Source organism: Polaromonas sp. (genome assembly GCF_030680935.1).
Lineage (GTDB): Bacteria > Pseudomonadota > Gammaproteobacteria > Burkholderiales > Burkholderiaceae_C > Polaromonas.
The window spans coordinates 1-25,434 of the sequence record NZ_JAUXUP010000013.1; the positions used below are offsets into that span (position 1 = coordinate 1).

Annotated in this window: 29 protein-coding genes; 18 read left to right on the forward strand and 11 right to left on the reverse strand. The window is 62.3% G+C overall.

Annotation, left to right across the window (positions count from 1 at the left end; all coding sequences use genetic code 11):
* Positions 1-245: 245 nt before the first annotated feature.
* Entirely contained in the window at positions 246-719 is a 474-nt protein-coding gene (locus tag Q8L50_RS04095; RefSeq protein ID WP_305347383.1) for a hypothetical protein, read from the forward strand.
* 115 nt (positions 720-834) lie between these two features.
* Here Q8L50_RS04095 and Q8L50_RS04100 read toward each other — a convergent pair whose 3' ends face one another.
* Positions 835-1,257: a universal stress protein gene (locus Q8L50_RS04100; protein WP_305347384.1), complete on the reverse strand. Its 423-nt coding sequence runs from the start codon at positions 1,255-1,257 to the stop codon at positions 835-837.
* Between the two features lie 24 nt (positions 1,258-1,281).
* Positions 1,282-1,725, reverse strand: coding sequence for a universal stress protein (locus Q8L50_RS04105; protein WP_305347385.1), 444 nt, complete (start codon positions 1,723-1,725; stop codon positions 1,282-1,284).
* A gap of 108 nt (positions 1,726-1,833) precedes the next feature.
* On the opposite strand from Q8L50_RS04105, the gene Q8L50_RS04110 reads away from it, so the two are divergent.
* The 15 genes from Q8L50_RS04110 (at position 1,834) to Q8L50_RS04180 (ending at position 14,181) form a co-directional block, all read left to right on the forward strand.
* Complete coding sequence (locus Q8L50_RS04110) at positions 1,834-4,146, forward strand: cation-translocating P-type ATPase (RefSeq protein ID WP_305347386.1); 2,313 nt, start codon at positions 1,834-1,836, stop codon at positions 4,144-4,146.
* A 7-nt stretch (positions 4,147-4,153) separates the two neighbouring features.
* A complete protein-coding gene (gene ccoS / locus Q8L50_RS04115) occupies positions 4,154-4,291 on the forward strand; it encodes a cbb3-type cytochrome oxidase assembly protein CcoS (RefSeq protein ID WP_305347387.1) in 138 nt (45 codons plus the stop codon).
* Positions 4,292-4,354: 63 nt separating this feature from the next.
* Complete coding sequence (ccoN, locus tag Q8L50_RS04120; protein WP_305347388.1) at positions 4,355-5,794, forward strand: cytochrome-c oxidase, cbb3-type subunit I; 1,440 nt, start codon at positions 4,355-4,357, stop codon at positions 5,792-5,794.
* 11 nt (positions 5,795-5,805) lie between these two features.
* Positions 5,806-6,441, forward strand: coding sequence for a cytochrome-c oxidase, cbb3-type subunit II (gene ccoO / locus Q8L50_RS04125; RefSeq protein ID WP_305347389.1), 636 nt, complete (start codon positions 5,806-5,808; stop codon positions 6,439-6,441).
* 11 nt (positions 6,442-6,452) lie between these two features.
* Entirely contained in the window at positions 6,453-6,590 is a 138-nt protein-coding gene (locus Q8L50_RS04130; RefSeq protein WP_305347390.1) for a CcoQ/FixQ family Cbb3-type cytochrome c oxidase assembly chaperone, read from the forward strand.
* A 9-nt stretch (positions 6,591-6,599) separates the two neighbouring features.
* Positions 6,600-7,511: a cytochrome-c oxidase, cbb3-type subunit III gene (gene ccoP / locus Q8L50_RS04135; protein WP_305347391.1), complete on the forward strand. Its 912-nt coding sequence runs from the start codon at positions 6,600-6,602 to the stop codon at positions 7,509-7,511.
* Between the two features lie 24 nt (positions 7,512-7,535).
* Positions 7,536-8,969 carry a cytochrome c oxidase accessory protein CcoG gene (gene ccoG, locus Q8L50_RS04140; RefSeq protein ID WP_305347392.1) on the forward strand — a complete coding sequence of 478 codons (1,434 nt, stop codon included), beginning with the start codon at positions 7,536-7,538 and terminating at the stop codon, positions 8,967-8,969.
* A 16-nt stretch (positions 8,970-8,985) separates the two neighbouring features.
* On the forward strand, positions 8,986-9,258 hold the full coding sequence (locus tag Q8L50_RS04145) for a FixH family protein (RefSeq protein WP_305347393.1): 273 nt from the start codon (positions 8,986-8,988) through the stop codon (positions 9,256-9,258).
* A gap of 11 nt (positions 9,259-9,269) precedes the next feature.
* Entirely contained in the window at positions 9,270-9,548 is a 279-nt protein-coding gene (locus Q8L50_RS04150) for a hypothetical protein (protein ID WP_305347394.1), read from the forward strand.
* Positions 9,549-9,588: 40 nt separating this feature from the next.
* Positions 9,589-10,683: a PAS domain-containing sensor histidine kinase gene (locus tag Q8L50_RS04155; RefSeq protein WP_305347395.1), complete on the forward strand. Its 1,095-nt coding sequence runs from the start codon at positions 9,589-9,591 to the stop codon at positions 10,681-10,683.
* The gene (locus tag Q8L50_RS04160) at positions 10,680-11,318 is read left to right on the forward strand and encodes a response regulator transcription factor (RefSeq protein WP_305347396.1); all 639 of its coding nucleotides are present in this window, start codon (positions 10,680-10,682) and stop codon (positions 11,316-11,318) included. Before Q8L50_RS04155 ends, Q8L50_RS04160 begins: the two co-directional genes overlap by 4 nt.
* A gap of 148 nt (positions 11,319-11,466) precedes the next feature.
* Positions 11,467-11,859 (forward strand): response regulator transcription factor, encoded by a 393-nt coding sequence (locus Q8L50_RS04165; protein WP_305347397.1) that lies wholly within the window; start codon positions 11,467-11,469, stop codon positions 11,857-11,859.
* Positions 11,860-12,103: 244 nt separating this feature from the next.
* Complete coding sequence (locus tag Q8L50_RS04170; RefSeq protein WP_305347398.1) at positions 12,104-12,892, forward strand: helix-turn-helix domain-containing protein; 789 nt, start codon at positions 12,104-12,106, stop codon at positions 12,890-12,892.
* Between the two features lie 13 nt (positions 12,893-12,905).
* Entirely contained in the window at positions 12,906-13,835 is a 930-nt protein-coding gene (locus Q8L50_RS04175) for a DnaJ C-terminal domain-containing protein (protein ID WP_305347399.1), read from the forward strand.
* Positions 13,813-14,181: a chaperone modulator CbpM gene (locus Q8L50_RS04180; protein ID WP_305347400.1), complete on the forward strand. Its 369-nt coding sequence runs from the start codon at positions 13,813-13,815 to the stop codon at positions 14,179-14,181. The genes Q8L50_RS04175 and Q8L50_RS04180 overlap by 23 nt, the downstream gene beginning before the upstream one ends.
* A gap of 135 nt (positions 14,182-14,316) precedes the next feature.
* Here Q8L50_RS04180 and Q8L50_RS04185 read toward each other — a convergent pair whose 3' ends face one another.
* From Q8L50_RS04185 to Q8L50_RS04200, 4 genes are read right to left on the reverse strand one after another with little or no spacing between them, the layout of a single operon-like run.
* A complete protein-coding gene (locus Q8L50_RS04185; protein WP_305347401.1) occupies positions 14,317-16,038 on the reverse strand; it encodes a SulP family inorganic anion transporter in 1,722 nt (573 codons plus the stop codon).
* A gap of 52 nt (positions 16,039-16,090) precedes the next feature.
* Positions 16,091-16,891, reverse strand: a complete 801-nt coding sequence (locus Q8L50_RS04190; protein WP_305347402.1) for a DUF6691 family protein — start codon at positions 16,889-16,891, stop codon at positions 16,091-16,093.
* A 22-nt stretch (positions 16,892-16,913) separates the two neighbouring features.
* Positions 16,914-17,348: a YeeE/YedE family protein gene (locus Q8L50_RS04195; RefSeq protein ID WP_305347403.1), complete on the reverse strand. Its 435-nt coding sequence runs from the start codon at positions 17,346-17,348 to the stop codon at positions 16,914-16,916.
* Complete coding sequence (locus tag Q8L50_RS04200; RefSeq protein ID WP_305347404.1) at positions 17,345-17,677, reverse strand: helix-turn-helix transcriptional regulator; 333 nt, start codon at positions 17,675-17,677, stop codon at positions 17,345-17,347. The genes Q8L50_RS04195 and Q8L50_RS04200 overlap by 4 nt, the downstream gene beginning before the upstream one ends.
* Before the next feature lie 104 nt (positions 17,678-17,781).
* Here Q8L50_RS04200 and Q8L50_RS04205 point away from each other — a divergent pair, with 104 nt between their 5' ends.
* On the forward strand, positions 17,782-18,642 hold the full coding sequence (locus tag Q8L50_RS04205; protein WP_305347405.1) for an MBL fold metallo-hydrolase: 861 nt from the start codon (positions 17,782-17,784) through the stop codon (positions 18,640-18,642).
* A gap of 46 nt (positions 18,643-18,688) precedes the next feature.
* Entirely contained in the window at positions 18,689-19,135 is a 447-nt protein-coding gene (locus Q8L50_RS04210; protein ID WP_305347406.1) for an OsmC family protein, read from the forward strand.
* Between the two features lie 30 nt (positions 19,136-19,165).
* Here the strand turns inward: Q8L50_RS04210 and Q8L50_RS04215 are convergent, their stop codons facing one another.
* The 5 genes from Q8L50_RS04215 to adhP all read right to left on the reverse strand — a co-directional run bounded on the left by Q8L50_RS04215 (position 19,166) and on the right by adhP (position 25,424).
* The gene (locus Q8L50_RS04215; protein ID WP_305347407.1) at positions 19,166-19,492 is read right to left on the reverse strand and encodes a DUF302 domain-containing protein; all 327 of its coding nucleotides are present in this window, start codon (positions 19,490-19,492) and stop codon (positions 19,166-19,168) included.
* Between the two features lie 150 nt (positions 19,493-19,642).
* A complete protein-coding gene (locus Q8L50_RS04220; RefSeq protein ID WP_305347408.1) occupies positions 19,643-19,837 on the reverse strand; it encodes a DUF2892 domain-containing protein in 195 nt (64 codons plus the stop codon).
* Positions 19,838-19,945: 108 nt separating this feature from the next.
* Positions 19,946-21,478, reverse strand: coding sequence for a DASS family sodium-coupled anion symporter (locus Q8L50_RS04225; RefSeq protein WP_305347409.1), 1,533 nt, complete (start codon positions 21,476-21,478; stop codon positions 19,946-19,948).
* 61 nt (positions 21,479-21,539) lie between these two features.
* The gene (locus tag Q8L50_RS04230) at positions 21,540-24,341 is read right to left on the reverse strand and encodes a cation-translocating P-type ATPase (RefSeq protein ID WP_305347410.1); all 2,802 of its coding nucleotides are present in this window, start codon (positions 24,339-24,341) and stop codon (positions 21,540-21,542) included.
* Between the two features lie 45 nt (positions 24,342-24,386).
* Positions 24,387-25,424, reverse strand: a complete 1,038-nt coding sequence (gene adhP / locus Q8L50_RS04235) for an alcohol dehydrogenase AdhP (protein ID WP_305347411.1) — start codon at positions 25,422-25,424, stop codon at positions 24,387-24,389.
* Between the last annotated feature and the right edge of the window lie 10 nt (positions 25,425-25,434).

Consider the following 25,434-nt stretch of genomic DNA (forward strand, 5'->3'; position numbering starts at 1 on the left):
CGCCGCAGGTACGTTAATCGGGCATTCTTATGGGTGTTCATCTGGATTGGGGTGTTGAGGGTTGGGCGTTTGGCGATTCCCAGTCTCTCAGAACCAATCCGGGTGAACACCCGTAACAACCTATTGAAACTTCACACCTAGACGTTTTGTCATTGGCGATGGTTGAGGCGCAACACGGGTTGACGTCGCGAGCACGCCGAAACCTCGTGTTACATTTTGAGCCTTACAAAATATGGGAGGCTCAAATGTCTATTCGTTTACTCGCGATTGTTGTTGCTGCGGTTGCTGTTACCGGTTGCGCTTCGATTGTCAATGACTCAACCAACCCCGTGCGGTTTGAGACTTTCAATACCAGCGGCGTCGAAATCAAGGATGCTGAGTGCAAACTTGAAAATGACTACGGCACGCAAACGGTCAAGACGCCCGCAACTGTCAACGTGCGCCGTTCGTCCAAAGACCTGCAGGTGACTTGTGTCAAAGCCGGCGAAACTGATGGGCGCGGAGTGGCCATTTCGAGAGCCAACGCGGGGTTCGCGGGCAACATCATTTTCGGCGGCGGGATTGGCGCCATCATTGATCACAACAAGGGGACGGCTTACACCTATCCGCAATGGGTGCGGGTGGTAATGGGCAAGCTGCTCACCTTTGACCGTCGTGCTGATGTCGATGGACAGCCAAATCGCGGTGTTGATCTTCCCGGGCCAGTAGCAAACAAGTAAATGACGAAGACCTGAAAAGCGGCTGGGAGCTGGCAATCGGACGGGCTTGATCTGGGGTCACGCCGGCCATCCTCGTCAGGCCGGTGTGATGCTGCTTCAGCAAAAGTGTCTGGCGCTACTTCACCAGCAGAACCGGAATCTCGCAGTCGGCCACCACGCGCTGCGCCACGCTGCCCATCAGGGCACGGCTCAGCAGGCCCTGGCCGTGGGTGCCCATGACGATCATGTGCGCTTTTTCGCGCTTGGCGGCGCGAACCACCTCGCTCGCCGGCGATCCCACGATCCAGGTCATTCGAAATTTGAGCTTGTGCCTTTTGAGCAGGCGTTCGATCGGGTCCAGCACCTTTTTGGCTTCTTCTTCATGGTAGGCCTTCACATTGGCAGAGCCCAGCATGGAGCTCACCCGCCCCGGAACAGGCGACTGGACGTTCAGAACGACGAGATCGTCTTCCGGTCCTGCCAGGCTCTCGTGGGTGACGAGAAAAGCGATGGCCTTTTTGGTGTATTTGCTGCCATCAGCAGCGAACAGAATTTTCATTTTTTCTCCTCGATTGAAATGGAATCAGCGCAACACTAACACGGGAACGCTGCTGTGCGTCAGCACGTGCTGGGTTTCACTGCCAAGGAGGATGCGCTTGATGCCTTTGCGGCCATGCGAGGCCATCACCACCAGATTGCATTTGTATTTTTTAGCCGCTTTGATGATGGATTCGGCCACAAGGTCGGAGGACGTGGTCACAGCCTTCGCCTTGACGCCTTCGCGCTCGGCCAATTGCCTGACCGCGTCCACCACGGCCTGGCCCTGATCGGCCCATTGCTTTTCCGTGCGGGCGATATCCTGTGCCGAGATGGATATACCGCCCTCAAAGTAGGCGACGGGGTAACGCGGAACCACGTAAAGCGCCACCAGCTCGGCGCCGGTCGCGCCAGCGAGGTCAATCGCGTTGCGCACTGCTTTTTTTGAAAGGGTCGAGCCGTCGGTGGCCACAAGAATGCGTTTGTACATGGTGGGGTCTCCTGAATTACTGTGAGGCTTGCAGCTTAGGACTGACCTTGTCTTGCCGGTTTGATCCATGTCAAGCGCGCGCGGGCAGCGGGCGCTAGGCTTGGCAGCATGTCATCTGCCACCTTTGCGTCCGTCCCCGGCCCTGGTGACGCGGCGCCGCCAGCCCGCTGGTCAACGCTGGATGAACCTGCCGAATGGGAGAGTTTCGGTCGACCGCTCGCGACGCAGCCCGGTCGCTGGGAGTCATACCTCGCGATCCAGGGCATGTATTGCGCTGCCTGCGCGCTCACGGTGGAAGCCCTTCTGCAGCAACTGCCTGGCGTACACAGTGTGCAGGTCAACGGCGCCAGTGCAGTGGCGCGCCTGACCTGGTCACCGGCGCAAGGTCTTCCTTCTGCCTGGTTGGCCGCTCTACAGCGGGCTGGTTATGGCGGCTTGCCGGCGGGCGACGTGCTGGCAGCCGCGCCACGCGAGCAGGCCGGACGTCTCATGTTGTGGCGCTGGCTGGTGGCCGGTTTTTGCATGATGCAGGTCATGATGTATGCCTTTCCGGCGTACACCGCAGGGGCGGGTGACATTTCTGCCGAGGCGCAGTCACTGCTTCGATGGGCCTCCTGGGTGCTGACATTGCCGGTGGTGCTGTTTTCCTGTCAGCCTTTTTTTGCGGCGGCTCTGCGCGATCTGAGCCACAGGCGCATCGGCATGGACGTCCCTGTGGCGCTGGGTATTGCCATTGCGTTTGGTGCCAGTACTGCGGCCACTTTCGATCAGGCCTCGCTCTGGGGTGCTGAGGTCTGGTACGACTCCTTGACCATGTTTGTGTTTTTTCTGCTCTCGGGGCGGCTGCTGGAGCAGCGCTTGCGTGACCGTACCGCCGGCTCGCTGCAAGCCCTGATGCGCCGCCTGCCCGAGCGTGTGGAGCGCCAGGGTGCGGACGGCGGCTTCGAGCCTGTCGCGCTGCAGCGCCTGGCCGCTGGCGACCTGATCCGGCTGTTGCCGGGCGAGATGGTGCCAGCGGACGGGTTGGTGGAGGCCGGTGAAAGCCAGGTCGATGAAGCCCTGCTGACTGGCGAGTCCACACCGCTGCCGCGCGGGATGGGCAGCGCCGTGATTGCCGGCAGCGCCAACCTGACCGGCGTGCTGCTGGTGCGGCTGCAGCGCGTGGGGCCGCACACCCGCTACGCCGGTATCGTGGCCTTGATGCAGCAGGCCTCGGTGCAAAAGCCGCGTTTGGCGCAGCTGGCCGACCGCATTGCCAGCCCTTTTACCGGGCTGGTGCTGCTGGCCAGCGCGGCAGCGGCCTGGTGGTGGTGGCCCAGCGATCCGGCGCACGCCATCAGCGTGGCGGTGGCGGTGTTGATCGTCACCTGCCCTTGCGCGCTGTCGCTGGCAACGCCCGCTGCCACCCTGGCCTCGGCGGGCGCGCTGGCGCGACGCGGAATTCTGGTGCGTCGGTTGGAGGCGCTGGAGACCGGCGCGGAGGTCGATACCGTTCTCTTCGATAAAACCGGCACTTTGACGGCACACGGCATGGCGCTGGCCACGACCCGCACCCGCCAGGGCGTGAGTGCCGCACAAGCGCTGGCTGTGGCCGCCGCTCTGGCGCAGTATTCGCTGCACCCCTTATCGCGTGCACTGGTGCAGGCGGCTGGAATGGAGTCTGGCCCAGCGACCAACATCTCCGTTGCCGCCACCGTCACTGACTTGGCTGAAGAACCCGGCCGTGGCATACGGGGGCGCCTGCTGGCCGGCAGCGATGGGCAGACACAGGTGTTGCGTCTCGGTTCGGCCGAGTTTTGTGGTGGGGTGCCGCAGAACGCAGAGGTTGAAGGCGCACAGGTTCATCTGGCAGACGGGCAGGGGTGGCTCGCCAGTTTCTCGCTGGACGAAACCCTCCGGCCAGACGCCCGCCCTGCTGTTGGCGCGCTGGATGCGCTGGGCTTGCGTGTGTGCCTGTTGTCGGGTGACAGGTCGGCAGCCGTGACCCGGCTGGGCTGGCGCGCAGGCATTGGCAACGCCCTGGGCCAGCGAACACCTGAAGGAAAGCTGGCGCATATTCGCCAGCTACAGGAGCTTGGCCATCGCGTTGCCATGGTGGGCGACGGCATGAACGACGCACCGGTGCTGGCGCGCGCAGATGTCTCGGTCGCCATGGGTCAGGCCGTGCCACTGGCGCAGGCTCAGGCCGACTTTGTGGTGCCTGGTGGCCAGCTGGCTGCGGTAGCTACCTTGCTGGCACAGGCGCGACGCACCAGGACAGTGGTGCGCCAGAACCTGCTGTGGGCGGCTGTTTACAACGGTGTGTGTGTGCCGCTGGCCGTGCTCGGGCTGATGCCGCCGTGGCTGGCAGGTCTGGGCATGGCCGCCAGCTCGCTGCTGGTGGTGCTCAATTCTGCGCGGCTGGCCCGCATCACTGATTGACCAGGCGATGGACATTCTTTTTCTGCTGATTCCTCTTTCAGTTGCGCTGGCACTGCTCGTCATTGCGGCGCTGGCCTGGGCCGTCTGGCGTGGCCAGTTTGATGCGCTGGAGCAGGAGGGCGAGCGCATTCTGCGCTCGGATTGACTTTGATCAAGTCAGACCCTGATCCTGACAGGGACACTTGGCGCATTCGACAACAGGTGCTTCATGAATCCAACAACACTACCCGCCGCCACCTACCACGACACCGCGGTGCGGCAGTTTGCCCTCATGTCGGTGGTCTGGGGCGTGGTGGGCATGCTGGTCGGCGTCATCATTGCGGCGCAGCTGACCTGGCCTGAACTGAACTTTGGCATTTCCTGGCTCAGCTACGGACGCCTCAGGCCGCTGCACACCAACGCCGTGATTTTTGCGTTTGGCGGCTGCGCCTTGATGGCCACCAGCCTGCATGTGGTGCAGCGCACCTGCCAGGTGCGGTTGTTTGCGCCGGCGCTGGCCTCCTTTGTGTTCTGGGGCTGGCAGGCGGTGATTGTGGCGGCGGCCATCAGCCTTCCCATGGGTTACACCCAGGGCAAAGAATACGCCGAGCTGGAGTGGCCGATTGACATCCTGATCACGCTGGTCTGGGTCGCCTATGCGGTGGTATTTTTCGGCACCATCGGTACCCGCAAGGTGCGCCACATCTATGTGGCCAACTGGTTTTATGCATCCTTCATCATCACCGTGGCCTTGCTGCACATTGTCAACAGCGCGGCCATCCCTGCCGGCTGGATGAAAAGTTACTCGGCCTACGCCGGTGTGCAGGATGCCATGGTGCAGTGGTGGTACGGTCACAACGCCGTCGGCTTTTTGCTGACCGCAGGTTTCCTCGGGATGATGTACTACTACATTCCCAAGCAGGCCGGCCGCCCGGTGTATTCGTACCGCCTGTCGATCGTTCACTTCTGGGCGCTGATCTTCACCTACATGTGGGCGGGGCCGCACCACCTGCACTACACCGCCTTGCCGGACTGGACCCAGTCCATCGGCATGGTGTTCTCGCTGATTTTGCTGGCTCCAAGCTGGGGCGGCATGATCAACGGCATCATGACGCTCTCGGGCGCCTGGCACAAGCTGCGCACCGACCCCATCCTGCGTTTTCTGATCGTGGCGCTCTCCTTCTACGGCATGGCGACTTTTGAGGGGCCGATGATGTCGATCAAGACGGTCAATGCCCTGAGCCATTACACCGACTGGACCGTGGGCCATGTGCACGCCGGCGCACTCGGTTGGGTGGGCCTGATGACCATGGGCTCTCTCTACTACCTGATCCCCCGCATGTACGGCCGCACCGAGATGCACAGCGTCAAGGCGATCGAACTGCACTTCTGGATGTCCACCATTGGCATCGTGCTGTACATCGCTGCCATGTGGATTGCGGGTGTCATGCAGGGCCTGATGTGGCGCGCAGTCAACGCCGACGGAACCCTGACCTATACCTTTGTAGAGGGCGTCAAGGCAACCTACCCCTACTACGTGGTTCGCCTGATGGGTGGCCTGCTTTATCTGGCCGGCATGGTGGTGATGGCCTGGAACGTGTGGATGACCGTGCTTTCTGGCCGGACAGTAGAGGCGACCATCCCCTTACCCGCCGCTGCCCGCGCCTGAGGAATTGAGTCATGACTGAAAACACCAAAGAAACTTCAAAACCCGGCTTCTCGCACGAGAAGATAGAAACCAACAACTTCCTGATGATTGTGCTGATTCTGCTGGTGGTCGCCGTCGGTGGCTTGGTGGAGATTGTGCCGCTGTTCTTTCAGAAATCGACCACCGAAGCCGTCACCGGCATGTTGCCACCCACCCCGCTTCAGGTGCTGGGTCGCGACATCTATGTGCGTGAAGGTTGCTACAACTGCCACTCGCAGATGATCCGGCCCTTCCGCGCTGAAACACTGCGTTATGGGCACTACTCGGTGGCCGGTGAATTTGTCTACGACCACCCGTTCCAGTGGGGCAGCAAACGCACGGGGCCGGACCTGCACCGCGTCGGCGGCAAGTACAGCGACGAGTGGCAGCGCATTCACCTTGTCAATCCCCGTGACCTGGTACCCGAGTCCAACATGCCCGCCTACCCGTGGCTGGAGAAAGCGCCACTGAGCGGGGCTGAGGCCGCCGCCCACATGCGCGCTTTACGCCGCGTGGGTGTGCCGTTTACCGACGCCCAAATCGCCGCCGCCCCGGCCGAGGTCACCGGGAAAACCGAGATGGACGCTCTGGTGGCCTACCTGCAGTCGCTCGGACTTGCATTGAAATAAGGAGCTTTCGCATGGACGTCACCACACTGCGCATCGCGGCCACGCTGGCCTCGTTTTTGACCTTTGTCGGCATTCTGGTCTGGGCCTGGTCGCGAAAAAACGCGAAAGCCTTTGACGAGGCCGCCCGTCTTCCGTTTGAGCAGGACTGAGCAAGCACCATGAGCGATTTTTTCAACAGTTTCTGGTCGTACTACGTGCTGGCGCTCACGCTGGCCAGCATTTTTGCCTGCGTCTTGCTGCTGTGGTTGACGGCGCGTGGCCAAACCCCTGCGGGTACCGACAACACCACCGGCCATGTGTGGGACGAGGATCTGCGCGAAGCGAACAATCCCATGCCGCGCTGGTGGGTGGGTCTGTTTGTGCTGACGATTGTCTTCAGCCTGGGCTACCTGGTGGCTTATCCGGGACTGGGCAGCTACAAGGGTGAGCTGGGATGGAGCACCCAGCAGGAGTATGCCAATGACATCGCCAGCGCGAACCTCGAGCTGGAACCGGTGTACGCCATGTACACCGCCATGCCCGCCGAAAAGTTGGCGGGCGAACCCAAAGCCATGGCCATTGGCGAGCGGCTATTTTTGAACAATTGCGCGCAATGCCACGGCTCGGACGCACGCGGCAGCAAGGGTTTTCCGAATCTGACCGACCAGGACTGGCTGTACGGCGGATCCCCTGAGGTCATCAGCGCGACCATTCACAAGGGGCGCACCGGCGTGATGCCGCCCATGGCGGCTGCAGTGGGTACGCCGGACGATGTGAAGAACCTGGCCAACTATGTGCTGAGCCTGTCGGGAAGCCCGCATGACTCGCTGCGTGCGGGGCTTGGTAAAAGCAAGTTCGGCGCCTGCGCAGCCTGCCACGGTGTGGGCGGCGCCGGCAACCCGGCGCTGGGGGCGCCCAACCTCAGCGACAAGGTGTGGCTGCACGGCTATGGGCAGGAAGCCATCATCTCCATCATCAACACCGGCAAGACCAGCCAGATGCCACCGCAGCAGGGCCGTTTGACCGATGCGCAGATTCATGTGCTCTCGTCTTATGTCTGGGGTTTGTCCAGCAAGCCAGGCAAGCCGTGACCCCCTGCGCTGACCCGACCCGACATGCCTGAGGTACCGCTTCCCGTTCGCAAAGTCATTCCCATCGCTGTGATCGAAGGGCAGGGGGACGGTGCGCTGTATGCGGCGCACAAGAAAATTTATCCGCGCAGCGTGCGCGGCATTTTTGCGCGCTGGCGCTGGGCCATGGTGTTCCTGACCCAGCTGGTGTTTTATGGCCTGCCGTGGCTGGAGTGGGGGCAGCGGCAGTCGGTGCTGTTTGACCTCGGCGCGCGCCGCTTTTATATCTTTGGTCTGGTGCTCTACCCGCAGGACCTGATTTACCTGACAGGCCTGCTGGTGGTTTCGGCGCTGGCGCTGTTTCTGTTCACGGCCGTGGCCGGTCGCCTGTGGTGCGGCTACACCTGTCCGCAGACGGTTTACACCGAAATTTTCATGTGGGTGGAGCACAAGATCGAAGGCAACCGTATTGCCCGCATGCGGCTTGACGAGAGCTCTTTTTCGGCCGAGAAGCTGGTCAAAAAATGGTTCAAACACGTCGTCTGGATCGCCATCGCGATGTGGACCGGTTTCACCTTTGTCGGGTATTTTTCGCCGATCCGCGATCTGGGCATGGACTTTTTGCAGACACGCATGGGTTCATGGGAAGTGTTCTGGGTGTTTTTCTACGGTTTTGCAACCTATGGCAACGCTGGTTTCATGCGTGAGCAGGTCTGCAAATACATGTGCCCTTACGCGCGCTTTCAGGGCGCCATGTTTGATCGCGATACGCTGATTGTCAGTTACGACACCGCGCGCGGCGAGCCGCGTGGCGTTCACACCAAAGGCACGGACGCCAGAGCGCAGGGCTTGGGCGACTGCATCGACTGCTCCCTGTGTGTGCAGGTCTGCCCGACCGGCATCGACATCCGGGATGGCCTGCAGTATGAGTGTATTGGTTGCGGCCTGTGCATCGATGCCTGCAACACCGTCATGGACCGCATGGCTACCCCGCGCGGGCTGATCCGGTATGCCACACAGAACAGCATGGCCGGCCGCTGGTCGCCGCAGCAGGTGTTGCGCCGCGTGTTGCGGCCGCGGGTGTTGCTTTATGCTGGCGTGCTGACGGCCTTGTGTATCGGCTTGCTGGCCAGCCTGGTGGTGCGCACGCCGCTCAAGGTGGATGTGGTGCGGGACCGCGCATCACTGGCACGCATCGCCGAAGGGGGTCAACTTGAAAACGTCTATCGGTTGCAAATCATGAACGCGACCGAGCAGTTGCAGCGCTACCGCATTGAGGCCAGCGGCTTGCCAGGGCTGAGTGTTTTCCCGTTGGAGCCGGTAGAGGTGGAGGCTGCCCAGTCGCGCTGGGTCGCGGTACGCCTTCAACTGCCCTACGGCAGCGCGTCGGCGGGTTCACATCCGGTGCAGATTGACGTTTATTCCATCACTGGCAGCGCGCGGGTTTCTGAAAAAGCCGCGTTTCTGGTACCCCGCTGACATCCAAGGAGGCAACATGCAAATTGACCAGTCCCCAGAACCTGGCGCACCCTGGTGGAAGTTTCCGCTGGTGTGGATGGTGATCGCAGGCCCCGCCATCGTGGTGGTGGCGGGTTTTGCCACACTCTGGCTTGCGCTGCGCGCACCCGACCCGCTGGTGGCCGGGGACTACTACCGGCGCGGGCTGGAGATCAACAAGACACTGGCCACGCAAGACAAGGCGCTCATGCCTGCGGTGCAGGGTCGCAACCATGCGGCCACGCCTGCACCCGCGCCAACCGGTCGTTGAAGGAGGTCACCATGCTCAAGCAAAAGTTGATGTGGGTGGCGTGGCCCGCGTTTCTGACGGCCTGTGGTCTTGAGTTGCTGGTGTTTGCGCTGATTGACCCGCAGGACCTGCATTGGTCGGGGCAGCCGCTGGGCTGGTCGCGGCAGGGTGTCTATACCGTTGCCTTTTTCGCTTTCTGGGGTATCTGCATGATTTCAAGCACGCTGACCGCGATGCTTTCCAGTTCCTCGGCAGAGCTCAGCCAGAACAGCCCGTCTGCCCCCAGCCGGAGCGACGCTGCGCCGCCCTAGACGCCCGCGGCTGCCATGGAACGGCTTGCTACACTGTCCCATGCATTTTTCTCCCTCTGGCAGTCTGGACACGCCCTTTTTGCAAAGCCACCCTGGTGACGCTGGCGCTCTGCTGGCCGGCTTGCTGGATTCGGCCATGGACGGCATCATCACGGTGGACAAGGCGCAAAGAATCGTGTTGTACAACCGCGCTGCGGAGAAGCTTTTTGGCTGGCCCCGGGACCAGGTGCTGGGTCAATCGCTGGACCGCTTGATGCCCGCACGTTTTCAGCGCGGGCATGCCGAACACATTCGCCGCTTTGCCACCACCGGGGTGACCTCCAGGCGCATGGGGGACGGCACTGTCATCTACGGACTGCGCGCCAGCGGGGAAGAGTTTCCGATGGATGCGTCGATCTCACAGCTCGACACTGCAGACGGAAAGCTTTACACGGTGATCCTGCGGGACGTGACCGAGCGGGTCCGGGCGCAGGAAGCGCGCAGTGCTTTTGCGGCGGCTGTCAATGCTGTGCGCGAAGAGGAGAAAACCCGGGTGGCCCGCGAGCTCCACGATGAGCTGGCCCAGTCGCTGACCGCGTTGAAGATGGACACCATGTGGCTGCGCGATCAGGCCGGCGGTGCACCCCTTGCCGCGCATGCCAAGCTGACCGAGATGCTGGCCATGCTGGACCACACCATTGCAGCGACGCGGCGCATAGCCGCTGACCTGCGCCCGCTGCTGCTCGATGATCTGGGTCTCGTGCCCGCGATTGAATGGCTGGTTCACACCTTCCAGCAGCGAACCGCAGTGGCATGTGCGCTGTCAGCCGACGAAGAGCTGGCGCTGCACGAGCCGTATGCCACAGCGGTGTTTCGCATCGTTCAGGAGGCGCTGGCCAATGTGGCCAAACATGCGTGCGCCTCTGAAGTCAAGGTCTCGATTGAGCGTGTGCCGGGGGGTGTCGCGCTGGCTGTGCGCGACAACGGGCGCGGGTTTGTGGCCGATGCACCGCGCCAGCCGCACTCACTGGGCCTGATGGGCCTGCGCGAAAGGGCTGCGCTCCTCAAGGGCCATGTGGTGATCGACAGCGAGCCGGGTCGCGGCACTTGCGTCAAGGTCGACATTCCCCTGGCCGAGGGGGGCGGCGCGTCGTGATCAGAATCGTGATTGCCGACGACCACGCGATTGTGCGTGAAGGGCTCAAGCGCATCGTTTCGTCGGTGGACGATATGCAGGTGACGGGAGAGGCCGCTGACGGCACCGAGGTCATGCAGCGGGTGCGAGAGTTGAGCTTTGATGTGCTCATGCTGGATTTGTCGATGCCGGGTCGCAGCGGTATGGAGCTGATCAAGCTGGTGCATGCCGAGAAACCCAAGCTGCGAATTCTGGTGCTCAGCATGCACCAGGAGCTGCAGTACGCGGTACGGGCCATCAAGTCGGGCGCCAGTGGTTATCTGACCAAGGAGAGCGCACCCTCACTACTGGAGCAGGCGATTCGCAAGCTGGCGGGCGGTGGCGCGTTTATCAGTGCCGAGGTGGCAGAGCAGCTGGCGCTTGGCGCGATGCCCGGGGGCGAAGGTTTGCCACACGAAAGCCTCTCGAACCGGGAGTTCGAGGTGCTCCGATTGCTGGTCTCGGGGGTGTCTGTGACTGACATTGCGCTGCGCCTGAAGCTCTCTGTCAAGACGGTCAGTTCACACAAAGCCAACCTGATGCAGAAGATGGGACTGCAGAACCAGAGTGAGTTGATCCGCTACGCGCTCAAGCATGCATTGATCGATCAACTCTGAGGAATCCCGGCCAGTCGCGACCTGGCCGTTTCTCAGACAATTCCTAGTCGGCCCCAGCTTGTGCTGAGGGCGATTTTCAGCACAGGCAGGGGTGGATTTTCGGTTTCTGCCGATGGCTGCAATGCAGCGCTGCCGCCACAGTAGGGGCATGGCTGAAACACTTCCCTGTATTGTCAAAGTTTTCCTTGCTGAAGACTCCGTCCTGATCCGCGATCGGGTCACCGGCCTGTTGCAGGCGGGCGGCATGGCGGTTGTTGGCTTCGCCCAAACCCCGCAGGCTGCCATCGACGGCATCCTCGCCGCCCATCCCTGTGTGGTCGTGCTCGACGTGCAACTGGAAGGTGGCTCTGGCTGGGAGGTGCTGCGCACTGTGCGGCGTACGGCGCCTGACATTGCTTTCGTGGTGTTCAGCGGCAACTCGGATCCAGCCTATCGCAAGCTCTATCTTGGCGCGGGGGCCGAGACCTTCCTCGACAAGAGCACGCAATTCGATCAGCTTGTGCAAGCTGTCACAAAAGCAGCGAACCATGCGCAGGTCTGATTCAGTTGCCCTGAAAACCCCGGCGACGGCGTCTTCGCTGACACCGGGTTTCGTCATTGCCTGTCGCAGGTTCTGCGGTCTGCCGCGGGCCTGGGTGCTCTGGCGCACAGACGGCCTCGGGCATCGGGCGCACCGTGGAACAGACGCTGTTTTTGCGGTCTCCCGTCCGGCTTCGTACCGGCTTTAACCCGGGCTTGATCCCATTCTCCACCTTCATATCCGCCAATCCTCAAAGGAACACACCATGTCCTCAGCCGCTCTGGAAGCCACCGTTTCTCCTGTCCGGGTGTTGGCCCGCCAACCTGACGGCAACAGCTCGGCGATAACACCTCTGGTGACGCACTGCTCCAACTGCCACCTGCGTGACCTCTGTCTGCCCTGCGGGATGACAGGCGGCGATGTCGAGCGCCTGGACAGCCTGATGTTCGGCCGTCGCAGGGTGCTGGCCGGTCAGACACTGTACCGGGAGGGTGACGGCTTCCAGTTCATCTATGCTGTGCGTAGCGGAACCTTCAAGTCCAGCCTGATGTTGAGCGACGGACGCGAACAGGTCAGCGGCTTTTACATGGCAGGCGAGCTGATGGGGCTGGACGGCGTGGCCCACGGCGCCCATGCCAGCAGCACCACGGCGCTGGAAGATGCTGAAATCTGTGCCATTCCCTATGCCCATTTTGCGTCGGTGGCGGCCAGCAGTTCCGGCATGCAGCATGTGGTCAGCCGCCTGATGAGCCGTGAAATTGTGCGCGAACACAGTCTCATGGTGTTGCTTGGCAGCATGAACGCAGAAGAGCGGCTGGCTGCATTTTTGCTGAACTTGTCGCAGCGCCTCAAGGCGCGCGGCTATTCGGCCAGTGAATTTCATCTGCGCATGTCGCGCGCAGAAATTGGCAGCTATCTGGGCATGACGCTGGAGACGGTCAGCCGGACCTTCTCGGCCTTTCAGCAGCAACGCCTGCTGGAGGTGGACAAACGTCACATCCGCATCACCGATCTGGACGGCCTGACCCGCGCCTTCGATACGCGCGTGCATTGAAGGCCCTGGTGCGATGAAGTACAAGGACTACTACGCCGCGCTGGGCGTGCCGCACGACGCCAATACCGATGAGATCAAAAAGGCCTATCGCAAGCTCGCGCGTCAGCACCATCCCGATATGTCCAGGGCGCCAGACGCCGAAGCCCGTTTCAAGGAAGTGGCAGAGGCCTATGCGACGCTGAAGGATTCCGAAAAGCGCGCAGCCTACGATGATCTCGGCCGTCGGCCTGCCGGCGAAGAGTTCGCACCGCCGCCGCAGTGGCGTCAGGCGCATACATCGACCGGGCAGATGTTCGACGAGATGGACCTTTCCGATCTGTTGGCAGCCATGGGGCGGGGCCAGCGGGGCGGGCAGCAAGGCCCTGTTGCCATGCATGGCCGGGACTACGATAGCTCGGTACAGATCAGCCTGGAAGACGCGCATCGGGGTAGCCGCATCACCCTGAATCTTGCTCGCGAAGGTGGAGAGTCCGTTCTGGAGGTGACCGTTCCGGTTGGCGTGCAGGACGGTCAGAAACTGCGGCTGCGCGGAAAAGGCGGCAAGGGGCTGAGCGGCGGAGTCGATGGGGACATCTACCTGCACATCGCCCTCAAACCCCATCCGGTGTTTCGAGCCGATCACCACGATCTGTATTTCGATCTGGCGCTGACCCCCTGGGAAGCAGCGCTGGGCGCGGAGGTGGAGGTGCCGACGCTGGACGGACCGGTGCTGTTGACGGTACCACCGGGGTCCCGCTCAGGCCGCAAGTTGCGGCTTCGTGGCCGGGGGCTGGCCAAGGGGCAGGGCGTCGCTGGGGATCTGTACGCGGTGGTAAGCATCGACGTCCCGGCCACACTGACCGAACGTGAGCGTGAGTTGTTTGAAGAGCTTGCGCGTACCTCGCGCTTTCACCCACGGCCCTCGAACCAGGAGAAAGAGCATGAAAACACCGCAGCAAGCTGAATGGATGTGGCTTGACGAGCACAACACCGTGACTCTGACCGAGTTGTCCCGGTTTTGCGCCATGACTGCCGCTGAGGTGGATGAACTGGTCGAATACGGCGCCTTGTTGCCGCTGGAGCAGGGCCGCGAGGAGCTTGTCTTCAGTGCCCAGTGCATCACGCCCCTGCGCGCCGCCGGGAAGCTGCGGCTTGACTTTGACCTGGACCTGTTTTCGGTGGCGATGCTGCTGGGGTATCTGAACCGCATTGAGGCGCTGGAGCGTCAGGTGCACTCCCTGCAGGCTCACCTGCCTTCGCAGGGGAACTTCGCCACTCAGGATGCGCCTCATCTGCCGCACGCGCCGTAGTCAACTTATTGAGCCTTGCACAAGACATGGCAGGCAGGTTTTCAGCATTGCCCCTTGACTTGGCCTGTCCCGAGCCCTACGCGGGGCCGCTCTGAACGGGCCAGTGTCATTGTGAGCGCGGTGCTGCCAGCACGATCAGCCCGGCCGCAACGCCGCGCTGTTCGTTTGACTGGCGTATTCAAACGCCTCGTGGACACTGAGAAACACGCGCTGCTGCATCCGCTGGCCCAGCTCTGTGGGGCGCAGGCGGTCCATGACCGGGCCCTTGACTTCAGCCAGCATGAACTCAATGCCTCGTGCAGCCAGACTTCGCTCCAGCTGGGTCAGCACGCCCAGGGCGGTGGTGTCGATCTGGTTGACAGCCGAGCAGATCAGCAGTACACGCCGCACAGTGGCATCCTGACTCAGCAGTGCCTCAACCCGGTCTTCGAGCACAGTCGCATTCGCAAAAAACAGGCTCTCGTCGACCCGCAGGGCCAGCAGGCCGGGGACCGTCTGCACGGCGTGCCGTGCCACGTTGCGAAAGTGTTCAGTGTCCGGCACCCGCCCGACCACCGCCATGTGCGGGTGGCTGCTGCGCCAGACCAGCACCCCCAGCGACAACACCACGCCGGTCAAAATCCCCACTTCAACCCCCAACGCCACCACCCCCAGCGCGGTGGCGACCAGCGACAGGGCATCTGCGCGGTCGTAGTGCCAGGCTTCCTTGAGCGTCTGCAGGTCGATCAGCGAGGTCACAGCCACAATGATGGTGGCCGCCAGCACCGCATGCGGCAAGTAATAGAAGAGGCCGGTCAGCGTGGCGATCACCAGCGCCATCAGCGCGGCCGAAATCACGCCGGCCAGCGGCGTGTGGGCGCCAGCAGCGAAGTTCACCACAGAGCGCGCGAAGCCGCCGGTCACCGGGTAACCGCCCGACAAGGCACTGGCCACGTTGGCGGCGCCCAGGCCCAGCAGTTCGCGGTTCGGCTGGATGCGCTGCTGGCGCTTGAGTGCCAGCGACTGCGCCACCGACACACTCTCCACAAAACCGATCAGTGTGATCAGCAGGGCAGGCAGCCAGAGCTGGCCCAGGGTCGACATGCCGGGCAGTGACAGATTCAATTGGGGCAATCCTTGCGGAATATTTCCGACGACGCTGACACCGGCGGTCTCGTTGAGCTTGAACATGGCGACCACGGCAGTGGAGGCGATCACGGCCACCATAGGCGCAAGCTTGGTCATCAGATCGGCAGCTTTGGCAGGCACCCCCAGCCTGGTCAGCACCTGGGCCAGGTAGCGGCGGGCCAGTAGCAGAAAAAGCAGGCTGGCCCCACCGATGGTCAGCGTGACCGGTTGGGTCTGTGGCAGGGCCTTGACCAGGCCGGTCAGGGTCTCCAGCACGTCCGAGCCGGCCACCTTGACGCCGAAAATGTACTTGAGCTGACCCACGGCGATCAGCACGGCAGAGCCGGTGATAAAACCGCCGATGACCGGGTGGCTGAGAAAATACGCCAGAAACCCCAGTCGCAAGGCGCCAAAAGCCAGCAGCATGACCCCCGAAATCAGCGACAACTGGACAGCCAGTGTGACGTATTCAGCCGACCCGGCGGCGGCCAGCGGTTGCAGGGCGCTGGCGGTCATGAGAGACGCCACTGCTACCGGACCCACCGCCAGCGTCATGCTGGACCCCAGCAATGCGTAGGCGACGATGGGCAGGATGCTGGCATACAGACCCACTTCGGGTGGCAACCCGGCCAGCAGGGCATAAGCCAGACTCTGTGGAATCAGCATCACCGTGACAATCAGGCCGGCGGTCAAGTCGCCGGCCAGCCATGACGGACGATAGGCCCGAAGCCATGCCGGTAACCAGGTCATGGGCAGTTCTTTTTCATGGGCGTTTGGAACGGGGTTGCGCTGCGGCGGGGCTTTAGCTGGCCACCTCAGCCAGCTTGTAAAGCTGGGCCGAGCGGGTGCCCGAGCGGCAGAAGGCCAGCACGGGTGCAGGCGCGGTGGCCAGCGCTTCGCGCATGGCCAACGCCTGGGCCGGTGTGATGGCGCCCGCGACCACCGGCAGATAGACGTAGTGCAGACCTGCCGCCAGCGCAGCCTGCTCCATGTCGCTGCTCAGCGCCTGCGTGCTGCCACCTTCACCGTCCGGCCGGTTGTTGATCAGGGTTGCGAAGCCCTGCTCGGCGACAGCGGTGACGTCGTGGGCCGTGAGTTGCCCGGCAACCGAGAATGCGCTGCTCACCTGACGAATGGCCGGCAGGGTGCGGGCCTTCGGCTTCGTTGGCGTTTTCGCTCCCGCGCCCTGCATGCGCCGTTCGCTCCATTCAAAAATGACCATGCCTGCCAGCATGGCCAGTACAAAGACGGCCGCCTTGGGCTGGCCACTGCCGAGCGAAACAATGGCCGGACCGGGACAAAAGCCGGCCAGCCCCCAGCCCGCGCCGAACAGCAGGCTGCCAGCCAGCAGGCGCTTGTCAATGTCACGTGAGTTGGGCAGGTGCAAGGCGCCACCCAGAAATGTAGTGGTGCGTTTTTTGGCCAGCGCAAACGCAAACACGCCGACCAGAATGGCGCCGCCCATCACCAGTGCCAGCGAAGGGTCCCAGGCGCCAGCCAGATCCAGAAAGCCGATGACCTTGCCGGGGTCTGTCATGCCGGAGAGGATGAGGCCGATGCCGAAAAGCAGCCCGACCGCGAATTCAGAGATGCGATGTTTCATGATTATTCCTTGTAGCCAGGACTCAACCGGCCAGCGCGTGGCGCGCCAGATAAACGGTGACAAAACCTGCACCCATGAAGGCCAGCGTGGCCACCAAAGAGCGCGGTGACAGGCGCGACAGACCGCAGACCCCGTGCCCGCTGGTGCAACCCGAGCCGAAGCGCGTGCCCACACCCACCAGCAGCCCTGCGATGATCAGCGTGGCCCAGCTGGCGTCTATGCGCACGGCAACGGGCCCTGCCAGCAGCAGATAGAGCAGGGGCGCCACCAGCATGCCCAGTACGAAAGACAGGCGCCAGCCCACGTCGCCCGATTGGGGACGCAACAGGCCGCCGATGATGCCGCTGATGCCCAGGATGCGCCCGTTCACCAGAATGAACATGGCCGAGGCCAGACCCAGCAGAATGCCACCGGCCAGCGAGGCCCAGGGCGTGAAGTTGTTCCAGTCAATGGTCATTTCTCTTTCCTTTTTGAGGTATTGCAAAACTGCTCATACAAGACATTCATCACGGCCAGCGCCTGGGGGCTGTCGATCTGGTAGTAGATATTTTTGCTTTCGCGGCGGGTACTGACCAGGCCTTCATCACGCAGTACACCCAGCTGCTGCGACAGGGTGGGCTGCACGATACCGACCATCGCTTCCAGCTCGCCGACCCGCTGCTCCCCCTGCGCCAGCTGGCAAAGCAGTAGCAGCCGTGCCGGGTTGGACAGCACCTTCATCAGGCGACTGGCTTCTTCAGCCGAACTGCGCAGCATATCGATGTCCATGGTGGTTTCTGCCTGCATGGTGAGAGTGTTCCGTTGTTGATTCAAGACAATGTCAGTATATTGACTAATAGTATATATGTCAATATAATATTGGAGGTGGAATAAACAACAAGGAACACTTCATGAATGCAGCCATAGAGAGCTTTTTTGACCCCGCCACATGGACGGTGAGTTATGTCGCCTATGAAAAAGAGGGGTCGGCCTGCGCCATCATTGATTCGGTGCTGGACTATGACGCCAAGTCCGGGCGTACCCGCACCACCTCGGCCGACAAGCTGGTCGAATTTGTGCAGCAGAAGAAACTGCGCGTGGACTGGATTCTCGAAACCCATGCCCACGCCGACCACCTGTCTGCGGCGCACTACCTCCGGGCCAAGCTGGGCGGCAAGATCGCCATAGGGGCGGCCATCACCGATGTTCAGAATGTGTTCCAGGGCATTTTCAATCTCGAACCCGGGTTTCGTCCGGATGGCCACCAGTTTGACCACCTGCTGCGGGACGGCGAGACCTTTGCCATTGGTGCGCTGACCGCAGAAGCCCTGTCGGTTCCGGGTCACACGCCGGCGTGTATGGCTTTCCGTGTGGGTGACGCGGTGTTTGTCGGCGACACCCTCTTCATGCCGGATGTCGGTACGGCCCGCTGCGACTTTCCCGGCGGCGATGCCCACAGCCTGTACCGGTCCATGCGCAAGCTGCTCAGCCTGCCGGTTGAAACGCGGTTGTTCATGTGTCATGACTACCCGCCAGAGGGACGCTCGGCGTTGTGGGAAACCACGGTGGCCGAACAGCGCGCCGGCAACATTCATGTTCACGATGGTGTGAGTGAAGAAGACTTCGTGAGAATGCGAACCGCGCGTGACGCCACTCTGGAGATGCCGGTGCTTATCCTGCCCGCGGTGCAGGTCAACATCCGCGCCGGCGAGATGCCGCCACCGGAAGACAACGGCGTGTCTTACCTCAAGATTCCGCTCAACGCGCTGTAAGGGCTGCAACCCATCACGCCCGCCCAAACGCAGAAAGGCCGATACCATGAGTGACAAGCAGATTCTGGTTCATCTCACACAAGTGAAAGACTACCGTTTCCAGATTGCATTTGACGACGGGGTACCTGAATTGACGGTTGACGAGCCGCCACCGCTGGGTAGCGCAACCGGGCCCTCGCCAGTGCAACTGCTTACCGCGGCCGTGGGCAGCTGTCTGTCTGACTCCTTGCTGTTTGCCTTGCGCAAATTCAAACAAAACCCCGAGCCCATGCGTTGTGAGGTGCAGGCCGACGTGGGCCGTAATCCTGAAGGACGCATGCGGGTGCTGCGCATGAAAGCCGTGCTGACGTTGGGTGCGGCAGCCGATCAACTTGAACACCTGCAACGCGCGCTGGACCAGTTCGAAGAGTTTTGCACCGTGACCCAGAGTGTGCGCGCAGGTATAGAGGTGACCGTTGAGGTGTATGACGCGGGCGGTGCCCGCTTGAAGTAAAGCCTGGCGCCCGCCAGCGACGCGCAGTTTTTAAAGTGCTGCCGGTGCCGCGAGAGTGCCCGCCAGCGACGCGCGCACCCGTTCCAGCTTTTCGCGCACATCCTGCGCGACGCGGCCGACCTCCGGGTCGCTGGTCAACTTCAGTACGGCCGTCGGGTCCATGAAGGCAGCGACGAGACGACCGTCCGCTTCTTCGCGTACCAGCACATTGCACGGCAACAAAAGTCCGATATTCGTTTTGGCGTTCAATGCACGACGGGCCAGCGATGGGCTGCAGGCACCGAGAATCCGGGAGGGCCGCATGGGGACCCCCAGCTTGGTCTTCATGGTGGCCTGGACGTCGATCTCAGTGAGCACGCGGAAGCGTTATGCCTTGAGCGCCTCGGTGACAAGGGCCACCGCCTGGGGGAAGCCTTGTTTTGGCAGAACGCAGTGAAATCCGTAGGCCGAACCTTCCGCTGCCAGTGGGGATACCTTGAGACGACTCAGGGTAGGGGGGCTGTGCGCTCAGCGGCGCGGTGTCGGACAGGAATTGATGCCCAGCAAGCTGTAGAGAGGGCACATGCCGACAGCACCGGTGATCAGCGGAATGATGCCTATGTAACCCCACAAGCCGACGGTGCCCGTGGCAGCCAGCCCAATCAGCACAAGCCCCACGATGACGCGCAAGCTGCGGTCCAGAACGCCTTCATTTGTTTTCATTTCAGCTTCCCTCGAGAGTTAAAAAATGGCTGTCTGCCGCATCGGAAGATACAGTCACAAGCGCGACTACAGGCTACCTCCTCGTTGTGTGTATCCCCTTGACCTGGATCAAGCAGCGTGTGTCATGTAGCCCATCCACGGCCAGTAAGTCAGCGCAAAGATGACCAGTAATACGGCGGCTGCCAGCGTAATCACCAGGCCGGTACGAATGAAATCCCGCGCGTCGAAGGTATCGGTGCCGTAGGCAATCATGTTTTGTGGTGCGTTGACCGGCAGGATGAAGCCAAAACTCACCACAAACTGCAGCAGCATGGTCATGCCGATCACATTGATGCCCGGTGTCTGGACCGCCATCAGCACGCTGATGATGATGGGGATCATGGTCGAGGCCAGCGCTGTTGCACTGGCAAAACCCAGGTGAATCACGATCAGGAACAGCGACAGCAGCATCAGGATGACAAAAGCGCTGGCCTGCTGCAAGCCCAGGTTTTGCACAATCAGGTTGGCAAGCCAGCCGGCGGCGTTGGTGCGCAGCAACGCGGTGCCCACACTGATACCAATGGCGAAAAGAATCACCGTCCCCCAGGGGAAGCCGCGTTGTGATTCTTTCCAGTCCATCACGCCCAGGCGCGGCATCAGCATCAGCGCAATGGCGGCAATCGTGGTGGAGGATGTATCGAAGTTGTGCAGCATTTTCTCGGTGGCCCAAAAGCCCAGCAAGGTCAGCACAATCACCAGCAGCTTCCACTCCCGCGCAGTCATTTTCCCGATGGCGTCCAGCTGCAGGCGGATGGTGGCCTGGCCGCCAGCGATCTCTTTCATCTCGGGCTTCATCATGCGGGTCATGATGAAATAAACCGCCACGCTGAGCAGGGCCGAGAACGGCGCACCGGCAATAAACCATTCGGTCCAGCTGATGCCGCTGCCAAACTGCTTTTCGATGAAGCCGATGGCCACCATATTCTGTGCCGCCGCCGTTTTGATACCCACGTTCCAGACGCTGGCGGTTTGCGCGGCAGTGATCACCAGCAGGCCGGCAAAGCGGCTGCGTTTGTCCACCTTGAAGGCCAGAATGAAACCCATCATGATGGGTACCAGGCAGGCCACGCGCGCGGTGGTGCTGGGCACAATGAAGGACAGCAAAAAGCCCGTCACCATGGCGCCCATCACGATGTGGTTGGTACCCGCATCTACCCTGGAGAGGACCCATAACGCGATGCGCCTGTCCAGCCCGGTGGCGGTCATCGCGGCGGCAATAAAGCAGGCTGCGGCCACCAGGGCGACCGCACTGTTGGAAAAACCGGACAAGGCCAGACCCAGCGCCGCACCGGTGCCCATGTCAGCCCCAGCGGGCTTGGCTACATCGGGCGCGTAGGCCAGCAGGAAGACCATCAGGGCGCCTATGACGACTGAGCTCACCGCATAGTCCAGCGCCTCGGTCATCCAGACGATCACGGCGAACGCGAGGATGGCCAGCATCACTTGTCCGGCCGCAGGCAGGCCCGGCGTGCCGGGCATCCACAGCACCGCCAGCAGGGCGGCCACTGCCGCAAGCAGTCCGGCTTGCTTGAGCAGGGTCCCTTTGGTACCGGTGCCGACCGTGGAGACGGGGCTGGGGGAGGGGTTCAACAGGGGGGGCATGGGGATCTCCTTTTGCTTTGGAGAACTATCCGGCGTTTGGCGCGCCCGGGCTTGACCTGCCTCAAGAAGGCTTGCTGTTATTCCTGCTCCTGGGATGCATGGCGCGGCGGAGCAGCTTGCGCAGCTCGCTGAACCACAAGACGCTGCTGCCCATGGCGGCGCAGACCAGCCACTGTGCCAGCGTCAGCGGAACGGTGCCAAAAGCCAGGTTCATGAAGGGCAGGTGAACCACTGCGACTTGCAGCAACCCCGACAGTGCCAGTGCGCCCCATAGCCACGGATTGACGAACAGTTGGTGGAAAGCGCTGGTGGTTTCCGAGCGGGCATTGAAGCAGTTGAACAAATGGGCGAACACCAGCACCGTGAATCCCGCGGTGCGTGCGGTGTCCAGGCTCTGCGACCCTTCAATCAGGCCACCGGGCAGGTACAGGTCCATGGTCAGCAAGGACGCCAGCGCCACCACCAGACCGATCTCCACCACGCCGACCCACATACGGGCGTCAATCACACGCTCGTTCAGGTGGCGTGGCTTGCGTGCCATGACGTCGTCCGTGGGCGGATCGATGCCCATCGCCAGTGCGGGCCAGGAATCGGTGACCAGGTTAAGCCACAAGATCTGTGTGGCCAGCAGCGGAAGCACCACCAGACCGGCGGGGTGGGTCAGCCCGATCACACCAGCGCCAACCACGCCGAGGAACACCGTCAGTACCTCGCCCATGTTGGACGACAGCAGGTAGCGCAGAAACTTGCGGATGTTGTCGAAGATGTGGCGCCCCTCGCGCACGGCCTGCACGATGGTGGCGAAGTTGTCATCGGCCAGGATCATGCGGGCGGCTTCCTTGCTGACTTCGGTACCAGTGATGCCCATGGCGATCCCGATATCGGCTGATTTCAGCGCCGGAGCGTCGTTGACGCCATCACCCGTCATGGAGACGATGTGGCCGGACGCCTGAAGCGCATCGACAATGCGCAGTTTGTGCGCAGGCGATACGCGGGCATAGACAGATGTGTTCTGTACGGCGGCGGCAAAGTCGTCGTCGTTCAGCGCATCGATGTCGTTCCCGGTCAAGGCAAGCTCCCCAGTCGCGACGATGCCCAGGTCCGCAGCAATGCGAGCGGCGGTGCGCGGGTGGTCGCCGGTGATCATGATGACCCGTATACCGGCGCGCCGCGCCTCGGCAATCGCCACTTTGGCTTCGGGCCGGGGCGGATCGATCATGCCGACGGTACCAACGAAGATCAGGTCCTTCTCCATGGCTTCGTCAGTTTGCCCCTCCTCGCCGGGCATCAGCGGCCGGTAGGCGACTGCCAGTGTACGCAGCGCCGCGTCAGACATGGCATCGACGTCAGCCAGCACCTGGCTGCGCAACAGGTCGGTCAGTGGCACGGACTCCATGCCGACCCGTGCGTGGCTGCAGCGGCCCAGCAGCACGTCGGGCGCGCCCTTGGTGATCAGCATCCGGGCGTCGGCATGTTCATGGTCGATTTCGATGCTGGACATCATCTTGCGCTCAGACGTGAACGGGATTTCACCGATGCGCTCAAAACGCTTTTTGCGGCGTTCGTGGATTCCCAGCTTGCGTTCAGCCACCAGAAAAGCCGCCTCGGTCGGGTCGCCGTGAATTTCCCAGGTGCCGCTGTCTGCCTGGCGCAACTGCGCATTGCCAGCCAGGGCACCACCGCTGAGCAGGGCAATCTGCTCTTGCCGCAGCGGACCGGCGGCCAGCTCCAGGCCCTCATGCTCCAGGCGGCCCACCGGCGCGTAGCCCACACCCGTCACATACACGCTGCCAGACGCGGTCATCACCCGCTCTATGGTCATCTCCGAGCGGGTCAGGGTACCGGTCTTGTCCGAGCAGATGACCGATGCCGAGCCCAGCGTTTCCACAGACGAAAGGTTCTTGACGATGGCCTTGTGACCGGCCATGCGTTGCATGCCCAGGGCCAGCACGACTGACAAAACGGCTGGCAGGCCTTCGGGCACGGCCGCCACCGCCAGAGCGACGCCCAGAAGCAGCACGTCGATGACATCCTTCGCGTTGCGGATCTCGGTGATCAACAAGATGGTGGTGACCACCACGACGGAAATCCCGACAACTGCCAGACCCAGCATGCGGCCTATGCGCGCCACCTCCTGCTGCAATGGCGTGGGCGCGTCCGGAGTCGCCTCCAGCATGGCGGCTATCGTGCCCATCTGCGTCTGCATGCCGGTGGCTGTTACCACCGCCCGGCCGCTGCCCTGGACCACCGCCGTGCCCTTGAATACCATGTTGATCCGGTCACCCAGGGCTGGTGAGCCGGGCAGGGTGGCGGGATCCTTCAACACGGCTTGACTCTCGCCGGTAAGTGACGCTTCCTGCACGCGCAGTGACGAGGCGCGCAGCAGGCGGGCGTCGGCCCCGACTGCATCCCCCTCGCCCAGCAGCAGCACGTCGCCACGTACCAGTTCAGCGCCTGGCACCCGCTGGGCCCGGCCATCGCGCAGCACTGCGGCACTGGCGGTGGTCATACGCGCCAGCGCCGCCACCGCCTGCTCGGCCTTGGCCTCTTGCGCAAAACCCAACACGCCGTTGACCAGCACCACCACGCCGATCACGATGGCATCGACCGGCCAACCCTGTCGACCCTCGATCGCCCAGGCAAGCAACGCAATGCCGACAGCGGCGAGCAGCAGGTAGATCAGCGGGTCCTGAAAATGCTTCAAGGCCCGTCGCCAACGGGACAGACGAGGTTTGGCGCGAAGTTCGTTGGGTCCGTCTTGCAGCAGGCGGCGTCGGGCCTCCCCTGCGGTCAATCCGAGCTCGGGGTTCGCAGCGACCGCCGCGAGCACCCCGCCAATTGCCTGCGTTGACGGGTCGTTCATGTCAGTTGATGACGGCCTGCGCTGCAGGGATCTGTGGTGCCCGCATCAGTGTGACGAGTCAAACTCAAGCACCACCCGGGCCGCCACATCGCCGCGCCCGAGCCGATGCAACACGCTGTTGATCGCCGACAGCGGTTGCAACTCGATGTCCGCCTTGACCTTGCCTTCGGCTGCAAAAGCAAGTGCTTCAGCCATATCCTGGCGCGTGCCGACCAATGAGCCGCGTACCGTGATGCAGTTGAGCACCACGTCGAAAAGAGGAAAAGGAAAATCTCCTGGCGGCAGGCCGGCCAGAACGCAAGTGCCGCGTTTTCGGGTCATACCGACACCCTGCCTGAATGCTGCCAGGGAGGGGGCCGTGATCAGCACGCCGTGGGCTCCGCCGCCGGTTATTTTTTTGACCGCCTCCTCCGCACCGCGCGTTTTTGCGTTCACAACGGCATCGGCGCCCATCAACCTGGCATGGGCAAGCTTGCCATCGTCGATGTCCACTGCGCAGACGTGTAAACCCATGGCCTTGGCGTACTGAATGGCCAGGTGCCCGAGGCCGCCGGCACCGGAGATGGCGATCCACTCCCCGGGGCGTGCTTTGGTCTCCTTGATCCCCTTGTACGTGGTGACGCCCGCGCAGATGATGGGCGCTGCATCCTTGGCGGCCAGGCCATCGGGTATCCGGGCCACGTAATTGGGATCCGCAAGAATGTATTGCGCAAACCCCCCGTTCTTTGTGTAGCCGCCAAACTGCGCGCTGCCGCACACGGTCTCCCAGGCCGCCAGGCAATGTTCGCAGTGCCCGCAGGCTGAGTACAGCCATGGCACGCCGACGCGGTCACCCTCCTTGACATTGGTGACGCCCGCTCCAACAGCGGCGACCCGACCAATGCCCTCGTGCCCTGGAATAAACGGTGGTGTGGGTTTGACCGGCCAGTCCCCGCGCGCCGCATGCAGATCGGTGTGACAGACTCCACATGCCTCGGTTTTCACAAGAATCTGGCCTGCCGCCGGCGAGGCGATGGTCCATTCCTGCAGTACCAGCGGCTGGCCGAACTGCTCGACCACTGCGGCCTGCATTTTGAGCGTCATCGTGAACTCC